Genomic DNA, 16,312 nt, shown 5'->3' with positions numbered 1-16,312 from the left:
TCCACAAGAACAGGCAGCGATGAACCGGCCTCAACGGTTCAGAGGGTTGGCAACTGACCCGGGTGTGCAGCGTAAAACACCAGAAGCAGTTATCCGGCGGGCAGGGACCGCGGTCGGAAAAACAATTTGAATGGACTCGTACCGCGCCAGTAGCGCCGAAAAGTCAGCTCCCTTCATGACTACAGGATTTGAAGGGAGGCGAAGGAGCGCATTACTGAAAAGCCCGGTGTACAAGCGCCGGGCTTTTTGGAATGCCTACCGGGCAGGAACTGAAACGCCGGGATGCCGGCACTCAATAAGGATGATGAACATGAAGAAATACGCACGTGTCGTCGCTGGCAAAGTCGACAACATTTTTGAAACCGCAAACCCGATCACCGATGAGTTTCCGGCGGACCAAGTCTGGGTGGATGTCAGCGCATTGCCCAAGATCGATTATTCCTGGAACGCGGTGAACACCGACGGCGTCTGGACATTTACTGATAGCGATATGTGGGGGCAACCGTCCATGTTGGCTATGCAAATGCGTAACGAAAGAGTGACTCGTTTCGATAAAGTCAACTTCACCCTGACATCGTCCGCGCTGGTACAAAAAGTCGAGCTGGGGCTGGCTACACCTGCTGAAGAGGCCGCACTGCTGGCCTACAAGCAGTTCTTCATCGCGATGAGCCAAGTCAACAAACAGCCGGGCTATCCACTGAGCGTCATTTGGCCTGAAGTGCCATAAGCGACATTTGACGCATCCGCAATATTGAAATGCGCAGTGCATTACTGAAGAGCCTGGCCTTGTTGCCGGGCTTTTAAATACCTGCCAGTTGCACGGCGACATTCCTGCCAAAGAGTAAATGAGGAAGACCCAATGAGTCTTTATGCACTGGTTGAATACAACCGAGTTGTCCAGTTGGAAGAAAGTGAAGTGATTCTTGAACCACCTGCTTCGCCAACCTCGGTTTGGGTTGATGTAACCGGCAGTACGGATATTCGGGTGGGTTGGAGCGCAACCTTCAATGGGGTCTGGACCTTCTCTGCACCGACGAAGAAGAACTGCGAAACAAAGCCGAACAGCAGAAGTGGCAATTGCTGAATGGGGCCGCCAACTGGTTACTGATGAACTCGCTGCAGTTCAAAGCCGACGTCGGCGTCGCCACCAGCGACGACCAGGCTCGGCTGTTGGCCCACGAGCAATACTGCATCGCCCTCAGCGACATCGATCAGCAGTCGGGTTATCCGGCGAACATCGCGTGGCCAGTCGCACCTTACTGATTCCAACTCGAGTAATCGATCGGCGGGACCGCATTGCTGAAAAGCCTGGCGCAAGGCCGGGCTTTTTGGAATGCCTGCCTGAAGAGACATTATTTGAACTCAATTCCCATCTATCACCCACTGCCCACGGAGGCGTGACATGACAAACGAGCAACAAGCGTTGGCGGACATGCCGATCTGGCTGGTCATCCTCCTCGCTGTCGTCGGCGGGGTGTCCGGCGAAATGTGGCGCGCCGACAAGGAGGGCGCCCGCGGCTGGTCGCTGGTGCGGCGTCTGGCTCTGCGTTCCGGCGCCTGCATGATCTGCGGCGTGTCGGCAATCATGCTGCTGTATGCCGCCGGCATGTCGATCTGGGCCGCTGGTGCGTTTGGCTGCCTGACCGCCATGGCCGGCGCCGACGTCGCCATCGGCCTTTACGAACGCTGGGCGGCCAAGCGCATCGGCGTCTGTGACGTGCCGCCGCGCGACCAGCCTTAACCCTGAATATTTTTCCGTGCCGCCATGTCGGCGGCAGGGCTGCACGTGGACGATTGAAAAGGAGGTCATGTATGCCCACACCGATCCAGCAGCCGTCGCAACTGTTCACAGCCATCGCGACGACACTGCGCAACACCGCCGGTCTCAACCTCAATGTCGGCAGTGACGCTGACTTCACAGCAGCGGGCGAACAGGCTTGGGTACTGATTGACTTTGACCGAAATGCGTCCGGCATGCGCGCCGCTGATGGGCGTATCGCTCATGTCATGACGTTGTCACTGCAAGTCATCCCGGCGCTTTCTGCGACCGCTTTTGCAGCGTGCGATCTGATCGCCGTGCTGAAAAACCTGATCACCGACAACCGCTGGGGATTGCCCGGCGATCAATGCGATCTGCCCCTGAATATCGATGGCTTGCCGTCGTTGCTTATCAGTGCTGATCAACAATACAAAACCTGGACCCTGACGTTCAACCAGACACTCTACCTCGGCTCGACCTTGCTCGACGATCCACTGGGCATGCCGAAATTCGCTCGCACCTGGGAAGTCAGCGACATCGACGATCCAGACCAGTACACCGCGCTGGAGGGCTGACCGATGTTCGATGCATTACTGCGTATGCAGCTTGGCCCGATCATTGAGCGTCTGGCGGAAATGGAAGCGGAAATCGAAGACCTGCATCGCCGTGCCGAGAGTTTCTGTCGTATTGGCATCTGCCAGTTAATTGATGCGGCGAGTAACACTTGCCAGGTCAGCCATGGTGGATTGCTCACCCCGGCGATCAAGTTCTTCAACCCTAGCGCCGGTGCGCAAAGCGAATCGCGCATCCCCACGGTGGGCGAGCAGTGCCTGCTGTTCAACTATGGCAGCGGTGAAAGCGGTGCGCAGAGTGTCGCGTTGTTCGGCTTGAACAGTGACCGCTTTCCTCCCGCCTCGACTGTGCCGACGCTGACCCGTCGGGTGCATCGGGACGGCAGCGAAAGCGGTTACGACGACGCCAGCCACGCCTTGCACTGGCTGAACGGACCCGCGCAATTCAACGGGTCTCGCGAGTCGCTCGAACTGAGCATCGGCCCTGCACGTCTGGCCATGACGCCACAACTGATCACCCTGCAACTGGGCGCCGTCGGCCTGAGTATCGACGCCTCGGGCGTGCACTTCAGCGGCCCCTTGGTCGATCACCAGGGCCGCGTCATCAGCCCCTGATTCAAGAGCCTCCCATGATCGGAATCGATAGAGACAGCGGGGCCACGGTCGACGACTGGCTGCAATTCGTGCAGCGCGCGACCCGAGCCCTGACCACACCGCTGGGCACCCGGCAAAAACGGCCATTGTACGGATCGCTGATCCCCTCGCTGTTGGGACAGAACCTCGGTGACGACATTCTGCTTCTGGCACAGAGCCACGCCGCCCAAGCGTTCTACAACTCGCAAAACGGCATCGACGATTTTCAGCCGCAAGTGATTGTCGCCAGTCGTCACGGCGACGGCCTGCTGCTGCGCTTCGCCGGCACCTGGAAAAACCGCCAACAAACCTTCGAGGTGCTGACATGAGCATGCTGATCCCTGGCCAGAATCAGCTGGCCGAACCCGCGCTGATCACGGTCGAAGCGTTCGAAGACTTGCTCGCCGAGTTCAAGACTTTCGTCATCGAATACGTGGGGGCTCGCTCGCCGGCCAGCGCCGTGAAACTCAAGGCGAGTCTGGAAAACGAAAGCGAATTGCTGACCCTGGCGCTGGAAGCGTTCTGCGTGCGTCTGCAAACCCATGAGCGTAAATACAATGCACGCATCAAGCAGATGCTGGCGTGGTGGGCGACCGGCAGCAATCTCGATGCGCGGCTGGCGGACATGGGCTTGGAGCGGCAGTTGCTCGATCCCGGCGACCCGGCGGCATTCCCGCCGGTACCGGCGATTTACGAAAGTGATGACGATGCTCGGCTGCGTTATTACCTCGCGCCCCATGCACCGTCGGCGGGTTCGCGGATGCAGTATCGCCGCGAAGTCTTTACGCTCGGCGAGCGTCCGACGGTGCAAGTCGAATCCACCGAGGCGGGTGTGGTAAATGTCACTTACACCTTCAACCCGGACGGCCTCGCCGCGCAGGTCAAGGATGGCAATGGGCGGCGCACTGCGCCGGGCGAAGTGCAGGTCACCGTGCTTTCGCGAGAAGGCGATGGCACACCTTCCGAAGCATTGCTCGACGGCGTCCGTCAGCATTTCGCCCGACCGGATGTGCGCCCGGAAACCGACCTCGTCACCGTCAAGGCTGCCGAGATCCAGCGCTACAAAATCCGCGTCGTCGCCAAGATCAATTCCGGTCCCGATTCGGGCCTGACCAAGGTCGCCGCGCAAGCGCAATTGCAGGCCTACGCCGACAGTTGCCATCGCCTCGAAGGTCGGGTCGATCCGAGCTGGATCGACTACACGTTGCACAGCGCCGGCGCCGTACAACTGCAGATTCTCGAACCGCTGGCGCCGATCGTCACCACCGCTTTTCAGGCGCCTTATTGCACCGCGGTCGAAGTCGAGGTGCTGACGCTATGAGTGAAAAAACTCAGCGCCCGACCTTACTGCCAGCCAACAGCTCGGCACTTGAGCGCGGACTGGATCTGGGCTTCGGCGCCTTGCTCGATCGCATCGCACCGCCGTTCCCGGAACTGATGAATCCCAGCGAAACGCCGATGGCCTTCCTGCCTTATCTGGCTGCCGATCGTGGCGTCGCCGAATGGAGCACTGATGCGCCGGTGGCGGAGAAGCGCCTCACCGTCGAACTGGCCTGGCCCACCGCGCGCCAGGCCGGCACTCGCAAGGCACTCGAAAACGCCGCCAAGGGTTTGCAACTGCGCCCGGAAATCCGCGCTTGGTACGAACAGACACCGCCCGGCTCGCCGTACAGCTTTTCCGTGCGTGCCTTCAGCGAACAACCCTATAGCGAAGAAATCGATGCACGTCTCGACCGCCGTCTGGCCGATGCCAAAAGCGAGCGGGACATTCTTTCGGTGTCGGTGGGCTTGAGCGCGTTCGGCAATCACGTCATCGGCGCCGCTACGTTCTGCGGCGAACTGACCACGGTTTATCCGGTGTTCGTCGAAGGCCTTGAAACCTCTGGCGAGGCGTTCATGGCCGCTGCGTTGTACACCGTCGAAACATCCACTATTTATCCTCAGGGGGCCTGAATGGCTGACTATTACACCCTGCTCACCAACGCAGGGATTGCATACGAAACGGCGTGCAAGGCCGCCGGTACGCCGATCAAGCTGACGCAGATTTCGGTCGGCGACGGCGGCGGCGCGGTCTACAACCCGGCTGCCACCGCGACCGCTCTGAAACGCGAAGTCTGGCGCGGACCGCTCAACGCACTGTTCCAGGATGAGAAAAACCCGAGCTGGCTGCTCGCCGAAGTGACCATTCCTCCGGATGTTGGCGGCTGGTATGTACGGGAAGCGGGGCTATGGACTGACACTGGTGTTCTCTATGCCATCGTCAAATATCCGGAGTCGTTCAAACCGGTGCTGGCGACGTCGGGCTCGGGTAAAGAGTTCTACATTCGCTCGATTTTCGAGACCAGCAATGCCTCGCTGGTGACCTTGTTGATCGATGACACCGTGGTAAAAGCCACGCGCGCCTGGGTCATGAGTTATCTGGCCGAAGAACTCGGCAAGCTCGATGGCAAACAATCGGTGCGGGTCGCGGCGACTGGCAATGTCGTGTTGAACGGCGCGCAGCAGATTGATGGTGTGGCGGTGATCGCTGGCGACCGCGTGTTGCTGCCGAGCCAGACCTTGGCCAAGGACAACGGCATGTGGATTGTCGCCAACGGTGACTGGGTGCGGGCGACTGATGCCAACACCAGTGCCAAGGTTACCCCGGGCCTGACGGTAATGGTGGAGGAGGGCGTAACGAATGGAGATTCGCTGTGGCACCTGACCACCAATGCACCGATCACCCTCGGCACGACCGCGCTGACATTCAAGATGCTCGCAGGGCGCACCGGGATTGCTGCGGGGACTTACAAGAGTCTGACTGTTGATGAATATGGTCGGGTGATAGCAGGTGCGAATCCGCAGACGTTGGCTGGATTTGGCATCACTGACGCCCTCGGGATCAATGGAACAGCGGTTGCCGCTCGCAAGCTTGAAACGGCGCGCAGTATTGCCATTTCCGGCGCGGCTAGCGGTAGCACTTCGTTTGACGGCTCGACAAACGCCAACATTTCACTAGCGCTGGCCGACTCGGGCGTTTCTGCCGGTACTTACACAAAAATTGCCGTCAATGCCAAAGGGTTGGCTACCAGCGGCGGGAACCTGATCGCATCGGATGTCCCCGCTCTGGACTGGAGCAAGATCACTTCAGGCAAACCCAATTCGTTGTCGGGATACGGAATCACCGACAGCTACACGCAGGCGCAGACCAACAGCGTAGTCAGCACCGCTTTTGCGAACTTTTCTGCGACGACTCTGAGGGTGCCCGCGCTCGTCAATGGTTTTGCCGACGGCAATGCAACTCGATACTGGAAAGCCAACGGCAATGTCTACGTAAGCATCGACGCTACACGTTGGGTCAGTAACGGTATCGATCCATTGGTCATGTTTACCCTTCCGCCTGGATTTCGGCCTATCACCAGAATGTGTGGAACGGGAGACTGGGCGACCAACAGTCCCCTCGCATTTGGGTGGCTGTCGTGGCGAGCGGAAGTCACAGGCGAGGTCGTTCTGGATTATGCGATGGGCTCCACTGCAGGCGCGGGTGGCTTCGCCTGTCAATTCAGTTTCTGCGTTCAAGCGGTTTAAGGAGGCAATATGATTTTTGTGATCGATCAGGATGGCAAGTTTCTGTATGCCGCCGACGCTCCGGAGGGGGCGATGAACTGGACTCGCGCGCAATTGCCTCAACCGTGCTGGAATCCCCGCTTCAAAGGGACGCGTATTCCCGATACCGGCGAATGGAATGGCGAATGGGAGCATGACGGCGAGCCCATGCCCACCCTCGCGGACTTGTGCGCAAGGATTGATGAGTACGCTGATCAAGCGCGGCAGGCTGTTTCAGGCGATCCATTGCGCGCAGTTGAATACGAGCGAGCTGCTGCCGAGGCGCTAGCCTTCAAAAATAATGGCTATCCGGCCGACGCGGTGCCGCGCAGCGTTGCTGCCTGGGCAATCATGGGGCGCACGGCTCAGGACGCTGCCGATGACATCCTGACCGAAGCCGCCCAATACGCAGAACGGCTTTACCTTATCCGAGAGCGGCGCCTGGAGGCGAAAGAGTCGATCAGGCACAAGCTTGCAGCGGGTGCAGCCGATGAGGCCAGGCAGATCGCTGACGAGGTGATCTCAAATATTCAGTCGGCCGTTGGCAGCCCGCGTTTTTCGGCAGATCACCGAGTTGACCCCATCCAGGCTGTTACCTCGATTCAATGAGCGTCCCGAGTCAGGGCAACGTTTTCCCGACACCAGCTGTTCAACACCCGCCAAAGCCCCTCCCTCCCGAGGGGCTTTCCCGTTTATGGAGAAACGAAAAATGGCAACCCGCCAAACCTACACCGTGCTCGTCCCATTCCCCACCGGAGGTGGGCATTGGTCGAGCGTTGGTCAAGAACTTGATCTGCTCGACGTCGAGGCCAGTGCCTTGCACTTTGCCGGTCGACTTGAGCCGAAAACCCCTATCACCCAGGCCAAAAAGGCCGCTGCCAAGAAGGCTGACTGAACATGGCTGAGGTTCTGAACTTCGAGCACAACGGCATTACCGTCAATGCCACTGAATCCCCCGAGGCCATGGGTGGCCTGGGCGACAACGTCATCGGTCTGGTCGGCACCGCGCCGAAAGCCGATCCGCTGATTCCGCGAAACGCGCCGTTTCGCATCAACAGCTTCACCACCCATGCGCTGCTCGATCCGACTGGGTCGGAAGAGGGCACGCTGTATCACGCGGTTTACCAGATCCTCAAAGTGGTCAAGGTGCCGGTATACGTGGTCATCGTCGAGGCCGGCGCAACTCCGGCCGACACGGTCAACAATGTGATCGGCGGTGTCGAGCCGTCGACTGGTCGCAAGCTGGGTCTGGCGGCGCTGGGCAGTGTCCCGGAAGACCTGACCATCATCGGCGCGCCGGGCTTCACCGGCACTAAAGCGGTGGCCGGTGAGTTCGCCGCGTTCGGCAAGCGCATCAAGGCCCGTGTGGTGCTGGACGGCAAGGATGTGTCGGTGGCCGATCAGGTGTTGTACAGCCAGGAACTCGGCGGCGCCGAACTCGGATTCGACCGTTGCCTGGTGGTGCACAACATGCCCGCCGTGTACTCGAAAGCAGCGAAGAAAAACGTCTTCCTGTCGCCGTCCAGTCTGGCGATTGCCGCGCTGGCCAAGGTCAAGCAATGGGAGAGCCCGGGCAACCAGGTGACCTTCGCCGAAGACGTTTCGCGGGTCGTCGAGTACAACATTCTCGACACGTCCACCGAAGGCGATCTGCTCAACCGTTACGGCGTCAGCTACTACGCTCGCACCGTGCTTGGCGGCTTCTCGCTACTGGGTAACCGCTCGATCACCGGCAAGTTCATCAGCTACGTCGGCCTCGAAGATGCGATCAGCCGCAAGCTGGTCAAGGCCGGCCAGAAAGCCATGGCCAAGAACCTCACCAAATCCTTCATGGATCAAGAGGTCAAGCGCATCAACGACTGGCTGCAGACCCTGGTCGCCGACGAAACCATTCCCGGCGGCAGCGTGTATCTGCACCCGGAACTCAACAGCGTCGAGAAGTACAAGAACGGCACTTGGTACGTGGTCATCGACTACGGCCGCTACGCGCCGAACGAACACATGGTTTATCAACTCAACGCCCGCGATGAAATCATCGAGCAGTTCCTGGAGGACGTTCTCTAATGTTTACCAACCGCGTAAGACAGGCCATCGCGGCCACCCTGCAAGGCCTGCCGTTGTCGGCGACCGTTGAGGAATTCACCCCGCCGAAAATCGAATTCGACATGGAAGAGATGCGCGGCGGACGCTTCATCGTCGAAGAAATGGCCAAGGGCGGCAAAGCGCTCAGCGCCAAGCTGACCCTGCAAGGCCTCGGCGCCGAGGTGCTGCTGGCGCTGGGCGTGAAGCTCGGCGACGACATCCTGCTCAACGTGCGTGAAGCCGGTCAGGATCAGGACGGCAATACCTGGTTCACCTACCACACCGTCGGCGGCCAGTTGAAATCCCTTGAGGAAACCGCAGTGAAAATGGGCGAGAAGCCCAAGACCAACCTGGAACTGTCCTGCCGCACCTACAACCGCCTGGAAAACGGCGTGCCGGTGATCGACATCGACGTGCGCACGCAGAAGTTCGTCCTCAACGGCGTCGACATCCTTGGTGATGCACGGCGTGCGGTGTTGATGCCGTAAACCCCGCTTTACCGGCAAATCACAAAACCCTGTGGGAGCGAGCCTGCTCGCGAAAGCGGTCGTTCAGGTACATCAATGTCGAATGTGCCAAAGCCTTCGCGAGCAGGCTCGCTCCCACAGTGGATCTAAACGAATCACCAAGGAATTCATACATGCCGTGGATGCCACCCCAACACGAACTGCTGTCACCGATCACCGGCGACGATGGCTCGCAGATCGAATCGATCCAGCTCAAACCGCTGCTCTACGCCGCACAGAAAGAAGCGCTGGAACGCGCCGGCGATGACGAAGACGATCAGTTCTTCGAGCTGGCGCTGCTCGCCACCGGCCTGTCGGTCAAGGAACTCGATCAGCTCAAGCGCCCGGACTACGTGAGCATCGCCCAGTACGTCCATGAGATGTCGACCCGGCCGAGTTCGTACTTTCTCGACCAGATCGAGGACGCGGAGAAATCCAACGATCCCGACCAGGTGCAATTGCTGCAGCCGCTCGCCGTAACCGGCCGCACCGTCGACTCGCTGAGCCTGGAAATGCCCGTGCTGCGCGCAACCAAAGTGATGAAGAAACTGAAAACGGCCAAGGAACGCGCCGAATTCATCACTGCCCACTGCACGGGCCTGATGATCCCCGATCTGGCCCAGCTGACCGTCCCCGACTGGACGCAATTGCAGGTGCGCATCGACGATTTTTTAAACCAGCCGGCGGCCTACTTTCGGAACGCGACATCGAAGTAATCCTCGATATCGTCCCGCTCATTTACCCGGTAAGTGAAGCGGAGATTCTGGAATGGGACGCCGAAAAGGCGTTGCGCCGCTACGACATAGCGATCACTCGCCTTGGCGTGAAACAGGAGTAGAGCGGCATGGCAGAGAGCAAATATGCGCTCACGTACGCCGGTGAGAGCGGCAATGCAACGGACGGATTTTCGTTGCCCGACAACCTCGGCAAACCGCTGCAGGATTTGAATGTGACGCTCGCGTTGGCAAGCGTGGATATTCGTTTGCTGACCCAGGAACAGATCAGGCTTCGCGAGTTGTTGGCAAGCCAGCAATCGCTATTCAAGGCCGGCGCTGCACCGGTCGCGACGAGCGAACCAAAGTCAAAACTCAACGCCGGGATCGAGCAGCGTCCGCCGCCGAAGCTGATGCAGCCGGCGATGGCCAACGAGACTGCGCTGGTTGAACTCAATCAGTTGCTCAAGATGAGCAACGACCAGCTGCAAACGCATTCACAAAGCACTCTGGAACTCGCCAGCGAGAAACAGGTGGCGGCCAGTGGTGCCACCAACGCTGACCTGTTGCAAGTTCAAGTCGCCGCAGCACGATCCGGTATTGCCGATGGCGCCAAGGGTGAGCAACGGGCGAACGAGCTGAAGTGGTTCTCCCGTGATGCCGCGATCAACGCAGCGGCGTTCAGGATGGACGTCAAAACGGCTGGTGAGATGTTGGCGGCCTGGCGTTCATCGCTGAAGCTGGATCGCTATCAGAGCCAGGATCTGGCCGATGCAACGAGCTATCTCGGCAACAGTGGCCTGGATGCCAAGGCCGCCGACATCGGTTCGGTCGTGCAACGTTCCGGCGAGGCTGCAATTACTGCCGGTATGACTCCGGAACAAGCGGCCGCGTTTGCGGCGGCACTGCTCAACAGTGGCGCAGACAAGGAGGGCGCCAGCGCCGCGTTGAAGGGTGTTACTTCGCTGCTGGCGAAGGGCGCAGATGTATCGACCGAGCAACGTACGGCTCTGAGCCAGTTAGGGTTGAATCCCGAATCGTTGGCAGGAGAGATGCGCAAGGACGCTCCCGCTGCCATCAACTCGGTGCTTGCTGCACTCAATAAACAACCGCTGCAAGAACGGGCAACACTGACGAAGACGCTGTTTGGCGAAAACGACGTCAGAGTTCTTGAACTGCTGAAGAAACCAGAGGATGTAAAAAACGCATTCTCCCAAGTGGCCGACAAGCGCCAATACGCGACATCGGAACTGGGCGCCGATTCGGGGGCAGCCGCGAAATCCGCCGAAGTATTTGGCAATACGTCGCAAGGGCGCTGGAATGCGCTCGATGCGAGTCTGACCCGGATGACCACCGCATTCGGCACGGCATTGGCGCCGTTGGCCGATGGTGCCGCAGTGGTGCTCACCGCGCTGGCCAATGGCGTGAGTACTGCGGCGCAGGCTTTCCCGGCCCTTACTGCAGGATTGGTTCTGCTTGGTGCCGCTGCTCTTCCTTTTGTTGGAGGGGCGCTGAAAACCGGCGTTGCGTCAGTCATCGACACCGTTTCCGCGAAGCTGTTGCGTCTGGCGACGACGCGATTGCCCCCCGATATTGCTGATGCCATCGTCGGTGACGATGTCTCTGATGGCGGGCGGAAAAACAAACGAGCGGGTCGTCGACCGGGTCGACGCACGCCGGCCAGAACATCGACGCGCACGACAGTTCCACGCGCCAGTGGGAGCAGTCGTTTGGGGGGGCTCACGGCCAAGGTCGCGCCTCTGTTTGATGACATCAAAATGGGCTTCAAACTGTTCACCGATGGCTTGGGCAACAGCGAGATGGTATCGCGACTCAAAGGCGCCGTTGCCAAGCTTATGCCCTTGGTCGAAAGCGTTGGCGCCAAGGTCATGCCAAAAATCGCCCAAGCGCTGCCGGCGGTAAAACTGGGAGCGCCGCTGGCCATTGCGCACGCGGCCTATACCGGACTGAAAGGTTGGCGCGAAGGCGATGACCAAGCGGTCAAAGGTGCCGCCGGCGAGCTGGCCGGCACTGCCATTGGCGCCACGATCGGTACTTTCATTGCGCCCGGTATTGGGACATTCCTCGGTGGGACTCTGGGCGGAATACTCGGTTCTTACGTCGGTGAACAATGGGGCAAGCCTGCCGAGGACAAACTCGCGCCTCCCGCGCAAGTGGCCAAGGACCTGAGCAACGCTCAGACGCAAAACCAGCAGATCACCTATGCGCCGTCGATTCAGATCAGCGGCAGCGAAATCGCCAGCTCGGAAAAAGTCGGCGCGGTGATCTCTCAAGTGATGCAAAACCATTTCAGTACTCAGTTCATGTCGACAATGAGTACCAACCCCCTCGCCACCCGCCGCGACGCAGCCCTGACCGATGGAGTCGCCTGATGAAACAACAAATGGCACTGGGCAATTTCATCTTCGGCCTGTCGCGCAACTTTGCGTACCACCAGTTGCTGCGCAAGTCTGACGGCGGCTGGACCGAGATACAGATCCTCACCAGCAAACCCAAGTCCAGCCAGACCGGACAGAAACCGGAAACCCTGACCATTACCGGCAAGTCGATGTACGCCGTGGCCATGGATCGACTCGATGAGTTGCGTGCGCTACAGGCGCTGCGTACCCCGCTGCCGTTGATTGATGGCGTCGGTCGCAACTGGGGGTTGTGGCGGATCAATTCGGTTCAGGAAACACAGGGGCAGATCATCGATGACGGCACGGCGATGGTAGTCGATTGGGTCATCGAACTGGCGGAGTTCAACAATGCGTAAAGCACGAAGCGTGGCCGGTGATTCGGTGAATCTGCTGCTCTACCGCGAAACCGGGCGCAGTGATGACGCTGCCGAAGAAGCGCTGTGGAAGCTCAACCCGACCCTGGCCGAACACGGGCCGATTCTGCCCGCTGGCGTGTGGATCGTGCTGCCGGAACTGGATGTGAAACCCGCCGTGGTCAAAGCAGTAACGGCCTGGGATTAAGGAGGTGACATGGCACTGGGATTTACGCCCGCGGTAAATATCTACGGGGCCAACGCGGCCTTGCTCAATCAACGCCTGATCAGTTGGGAGCACATCGATGCCGCTGGATTCGAGTCCGATCAACTGACGCTGACCATCGATCTCGAGGGCCTTGAAGGGCTGCCGAGTCTGGGTGGAAAAATTGGCCTGCAAGTCGGTTATCGAGAAAACGCAATGGTCGATAAAGGCCAGTTCAAAGTGACGCGTCTGACGCCGACGCTGTTTCCGTTTCGCCTCACCCTGGTGGCCACTGCGGCGCCATTCAGCAAGGATGATGAAACCGGCTTCAAGCAGCGCCGCACCGCCAGTCATGGGCCAACGACGCTGGGTGGATTATTTCGCAAGCTGGTGGAGTCGCACGGTTTTTCGCCACGGGTTGCGCCGGAGATTTCGTTGATCCGCATCGAGCACATCGACCAGTCCAACGAAACTGATATGGGTTTCGTCACGCGGCTGGCGAAAAAATACAACGTCGTCGCCAAGCCGTATGGCGATGTCTATGTGCTGGCGCGGCCCGGGCAGACCAAGTCTTTGTCGGGGCAGATTCTGCCGGACGTGACGCTGTCGGTTACCCACAACAATCGCCCCGGTGATCACGCATTCATCAGCGCCACGCTGGAAGAATCGGCCCGCGAGCAGGCCAAGGGCTGCAAGACCTGTTTCTGGGATGCGGCGGCCGGGGTGTTGCGTTGGGTCGAGACGGGCGTAGCGCCGTTCAAGACGCTGCGCCAGAAGCAGCCCAGCGAAGCGGATGCCATCGCAGTAGGCGAGGGCGAAGTACGAAAGATGTTGCGCCACAAGTACAAAGTGAAAATCACCTGCCCGGGCGATCCACGCCTGGCGGCCGAAGGTCTGCTGTTGCTCGATGAGAGCTGGCCGGACTTCATGCGCGGACGCTGGTCGATCGACAAGGTCACCGCCAGCGGCAGTCGCGAGAACAGCTATCGCTGCCTGATTGATGCGTCGTGCCTGGATCCGAAGGCGGAACAGTAATCCTGAACCGAGTGCTTATTCCTGTGGGAGCGAGCCTGCTCGCGAAAGGGGCGTCAGCTTCAGCATCGATGTGACTGATCGACCGCTTTCGCGAGCAGGCTCGCTCCCACAGGGACTGCGGCGTTCACTGTAATTTCTCTTACTTCGGAACACCCCCATGAAGATCACCCCGATCCTCACGCAATTGCGTGGGCAATGCCCTGGGCTTGCCAATCATATTTCGGTGGGTGTCGATCTGGCGTTGCTGCAAAGCAACACCGATCTGCCAACACCTTCGGCCCACGTGCTGCCAATCGCCGATCTGGCCAGCAACAGCACCACCCAAAACCTCACCACCCAACCAATCCGCGACCGCTTTGAAATCGTCCTGGCCCTTGACGCTACCGACGCGACAAAAGCGCTGGATGGGTTGCACGACCTGCGCGCTGAACTGTGGCGCGCGCTGGTGGGGTTCAAGCCCGATGCCGACTACAGCGCCATCGCCTACGACGGCGGCGAGATGGTCTCGATCAACAGCAGCCGTGCCTTCTATCGGCTGCGTTTTTATGCCGAGTTCCAGCTCGGCCGCAATCTGCCAAGTCAGCCTGCGGAGAGTTGGCACGAGCGCGAACTGGACGCTTTGTCGTCCTTTACCGGGATGACGGTGCGGGTCGATGCGATCGATCCGGCTGACCCCAACCTGCACCGCCCGGGTCCGGATGGCCGGGTGGAATGACTTTCTCTGGAGACGTAAACCCATGAGCAACCGCATCACCGTAGTGCCGGCCGCTGGCCGTGTCGTACCTGACCCGGAGGCGGGCGACCTGTTGCCGGCTGCAGGCCGTGAAGTGCTGGACAGCGCCTGGTGGCGCCGGCGTCTGGCCGACGGCGATATCACACTCAAAACCGCAAAAGCGGCTAAACCACAGGGAGCCAAATAATGGCGATCGGATTCAGCAACATCCCGGCGGACATTCGTGTGCCGCTGTTCTATGCCGAAATGGACAACTCGGCCGCCAACAGCGCGACCTCGGCCATGCGCCGTTTGATCGTCGCCCAGGTCAACGACAATATTGCCCCGAGTGAAGTCGGCAAACTGGTGCTGGTTTCCAGCGTGGCGCTGGCGAAAAGCATCGGCGGCCAGGGCTCGATGCTCGCCTCGATGTACGAGACCTTCCGCAAGGCCGACCCGATCGGCGAGATCTGGTGCCTGCCGCTGCACAACACTGAAGGCGCAATCGCCAAGGGTGTGCTGACCCTGACCGGCACTGCGACTCAGGCGGGCATGCTCAACCTGTATGTCGGCGGCGTGCGCGTGCAGGCCACCGTGGTCAACGGCGCCACCGCCGCTCAAGCGGCCACCGCACTGGCGCAGAAAATCAACGCCACTGCCGACCTGCCGGTCAGCGCTGCGGCTGCTGAAGGTGTGGTCACCCTGAACGCCAAATGGACCGGCGACAGCGGTAACGACATCAGCCTGCAATTCAATCGCTTGGGCAAGAGCAACGGCGAAGAAACTCCGGCCGGTCTGACCAGCGCAATCACCGCCATGACCGGCGGCGCCGGTGTGCCGGATCAGATCGCCGCCGTCGCGGCTCTAGGCGATGAGCCATTCGAATTCATCGCCTTGCCGTGGTCCGATCTGGCCACCCTCAACACTTGGCAAGCGGTCATGGATGACAGCACCGGGCGCTGGTCGTGGGCCAAGCAACTGTTCGGTCACGTCTACAGCGCCAAGCGCGGCACCGTTGGCACTCTGGTCGCCGCAGGCCAGACGCGCAACGATCAGCACATGACCATCCAGGCGCTGGAGCCGGGCGTACCGCAACCGTTCTGGGTTCAGGCCGCCGCGCTGGCTGCGCGCACGGCGGTGTTCATCTCCGCCGATGCCAGCCGTCCGACGCAAAGTGGCAGCCTGCCGGGTGTTGACCCGGCGCCGGCCAGCGAGCGCTTCACCCTGACCGAGCGTCAGTCGCTGCTCAACTACGGCATCGCCACCGCCTACTACGAGGGCGGTTACGTGCGCATCCAGCGTTCGATCACCACCTACCAGAAGAACGCCTACGGCCAGGCCGACAACTCCTATCTGGACAGTGAAACCATGCACCAGTCGGCGTTCATCGTGCGTCGTCTGCAAAACGTGATCACCAGCAAATACGGCCGCCACAAACTGGCCTCCGACGGCACCCGTTTCGGCGCCGGCCAGCCTATCGTCACGCCAGCGACCATTCGCGGCGAGCTGATCGCGCAGTACGCCAAGCTGGAGCTGGAAGGTCATGTGGAGAACGCCGAGCTGTTCGCCGAGCACCTGATCGTCGAGCGCGACGTGCAGGATCCGAGCCGGGTGAACGTGCTGTTCCCGCCGGATTACATCAACGGCCTGCGCGTGTTCGCACTGCTCAACCAGTTCCGTCTGCAGTACGACGACGCGGCCTGATCGGCGCAGTCGGCGCTAAGCATGCAGCCCACC

At 60.1% G+C, this 16,312-nt stretch carries 20 protein-coding genes and 1 pseudogene; all 21 read left to right on the top strand.

Features of this window, described 5'->3' with window-relative positions:
- The first annotated feature begins 310 nt into the window (after positions 1-310).
- The gene (locus tag D8U61_RS11005; protein ID WP_024011843.1) at positions 311-727 is read left to right on the top strand and encodes a tail fiber assembly protein; all 417 of its coding nucleotides are present in this window, start codon (positions 311-313) and stop codon (positions 725-727) included.
- Positions 728-990: 263 nt separating this feature from the next.
- Positions 991-1,263 (top strand): tail fiber assembly protein, encoded by a 273-nt coding sequence (locus D8U61_RS11000; protein ID WP_241663618.1) that lies wholly within the window; start codon positions 991-993, stop codon positions 1,261-1,263.
- 139 nt (positions 1,264-1,402) lie between these two features.
- Positions 1,403-1,741, top strand: coding sequence for a phage holin family protein (locus D8U61_RS10995; protein ID WP_016771446.1), 339 nt, complete (start codon positions 1,403-1,405; stop codon positions 1,739-1,741).
- A 71-nt stretch (positions 1,742-1,812) separates the two neighbouring features.
- Entirely contained in the window at positions 1,813-2,334 is a 522-nt protein-coding gene (locus D8U61_RS10990) for a hypothetical protein (RefSeq protein ID WP_130926910.1), read from the top strand.
- A gap of 3 nt (positions 2,335-2,337) precedes the next feature.
- On the top strand, positions 2,338-2,946 hold the full coding sequence (locus D8U61_RS10985; protein ID WP_130887792.1) for a phage baseplate assembly protein V: 609 nt from the start codon (positions 2,338-2,340) through the stop codon (positions 2,944-2,946).
- Positions 2,947-2,960: 14 nt separating this feature from the next.
- Complete coding sequence (locus D8U61_RS10980; protein ID WP_130926909.1) at positions 2,961-3,293, top strand: phage baseplate protein; 333 nt, start codon at positions 2,961-2,963, stop codon at positions 3,291-3,293.
- Positions 3,290-4,285, top strand: coding sequence for a baseplate J/gp47 family protein (locus D8U61_RS10975; RefSeq protein WP_130926908.1), 996 nt, complete (start codon positions 3,290-3,292; stop codon positions 4,283-4,285). The genes D8U61_RS10980 and D8U61_RS10975 overlap by 4 nt, the downstream gene beginning before the upstream one ends.
- Positions 4,282-4,917, top strand: coding sequence for a phage tail protein I (locus D8U61_RS10970; protein ID WP_130926907.1), 636 nt, complete (start codon positions 4,282-4,284; stop codon positions 4,915-4,917). Before D8U61_RS10975 ends, D8U61_RS10970 begins: the two co-directional genes overlap by 4 nt.
- Entirely contained in the window at positions 4,918-6,531 is a 1,614-nt protein-coding gene (locus D8U61_RS28080; protein ID WP_241663617.1) for a phage tail protein, read from the top strand.
- Between the two features lie 9 nt (positions 6,532-6,540).
- Positions 6,541-7,158, top strand: a complete 618-nt coding sequence (locus tag D8U61_RS10960; protein ID WP_110645910.1) for a hypothetical protein — start codon at positions 6,541-6,543, stop codon at positions 7,156-7,158.
- Between the two features lie 100 nt (positions 7,159-7,258).
- Positions 7,259-7,444 carry a hypothetical protein gene (locus D8U61_RS10955; RefSeq protein ID WP_039762525.1) on the top strand — a complete coding sequence of 62 codons (186 nt, stop codon included), beginning with the start codon at positions 7,259-7,261 and terminating at the stop codon, positions 7,442-7,444.
- A 2-nt stretch (positions 7,445-7,446) separates the two neighbouring features.
- Positions 7,447-8,613 (top strand): phage tail protein, encoded by a 1,167-nt coding sequence (locus tag D8U61_RS10950; protein ID WP_110600111.1) that lies wholly within the window; start codon positions 7,447-7,449, stop codon positions 8,611-8,613.
- Positions 8,613-9,119, top strand: a complete 507-nt coding sequence (locus tag D8U61_RS10945) for a phage major tail tube protein (RefSeq protein ID WP_016771436.1) — start codon at positions 8,613-8,615, stop codon at positions 9,117-9,119. The genes D8U61_RS10950 and D8U61_RS10945 overlap by 1 nt, the downstream gene beginning before the upstream one ends.
- A gap of 152 nt (positions 9,120-9,271) precedes the next feature.
- On the top strand, positions 9,272-9,853 hold the full coding sequence (locus D8U61_RS10935; RefSeq protein ID WP_024011850.1) for a phage tail assembly protein: 582 nt from the start codon (positions 9,272-9,274) through the stop codon (positions 9,851-9,853).
- Positions 9,854-9,981: 128 nt separating this feature from the next.
- Positions 9,982-12,243 (top strand): phage tail tape measure protein, encoded by a 2,262-nt coding sequence (locus D8U61_RS10930; RefSeq protein ID WP_130926906.1) that lies wholly within the window; start codon positions 9,982-9,984, stop codon positions 12,241-12,243.
- The gene (locus D8U61_RS10925) at positions 12,243-12,626 is read left to right on the top strand and encodes a phage tail protein (protein ID WP_130887800.1); all 384 of its coding nucleotides are present in this window, start codon (positions 12,243-12,245) and stop codon (positions 12,624-12,626) included. Before D8U61_RS10930 ends, D8U61_RS10925 begins: the two co-directional genes overlap by 1 nt.
- Positions 12,619-12,831 (top strand): tail protein X, encoded by a 213-nt coding sequence (locus D8U61_RS10920; RefSeq protein WP_016771432.1) that lies wholly within the window; start codon positions 12,619-12,621, stop codon positions 12,829-12,831. Before D8U61_RS10925 ends, D8U61_RS10920 begins: the two co-directional genes overlap by 8 nt.
- A gap of 9 nt (positions 12,832-12,840) precedes the next feature.
- Entirely contained in the window at positions 12,841-13,863 is a 1,023-nt protein-coding gene (locus tag D8U61_RS10915) for a phage late control D family protein (RefSeq protein ID WP_130887801.1), read from the top strand.
- Between the two features lie 157 nt (positions 13,864-14,020).
- Positions 14,021-14,604: pseudogene (locus tag D8U61_RS10910) on the top strand (hypothetical protein).
- Complete coding sequence (locus D8U61_RS10905) at positions 14,601-14,783, top strand: DUF2635 domain-containing protein (RefSeq protein WP_024011856.1); 183 nt, start codon at positions 14,601-14,603, stop codon at positions 14,781-14,783. Before D8U61_RS10910 ends, D8U61_RS10905 begins: the two are co-directional and overlap by 4 nt.
- Positions 14,783-16,279, top strand: coding sequence for a phage tail sheath subtilisin-like domain-containing protein (locus D8U61_RS10900; RefSeq protein WP_130926905.1), 1,497 nt, complete (start codon positions 14,783-14,785; stop codon positions 16,277-16,279). The genes D8U61_RS10905 and D8U61_RS10900 overlap by 1 nt, the downstream gene beginning before the upstream one ends.
- Positions 16,280-16,312: the final 33 nt, after the last annotated feature.

Source organism: Pseudomonas sp. Sample_14, from assembly GCF_004307515.1.
GTDB lineage: Bacteria > Pseudomonadota > Gammaproteobacteria > Pseudomonadales > Pseudomonadaceae > Aquipseudomonas > Aquipseudomonas atacamensis.
This window is presented reverse-complemented; position numbering and strand designations above follow the sequence as displayed.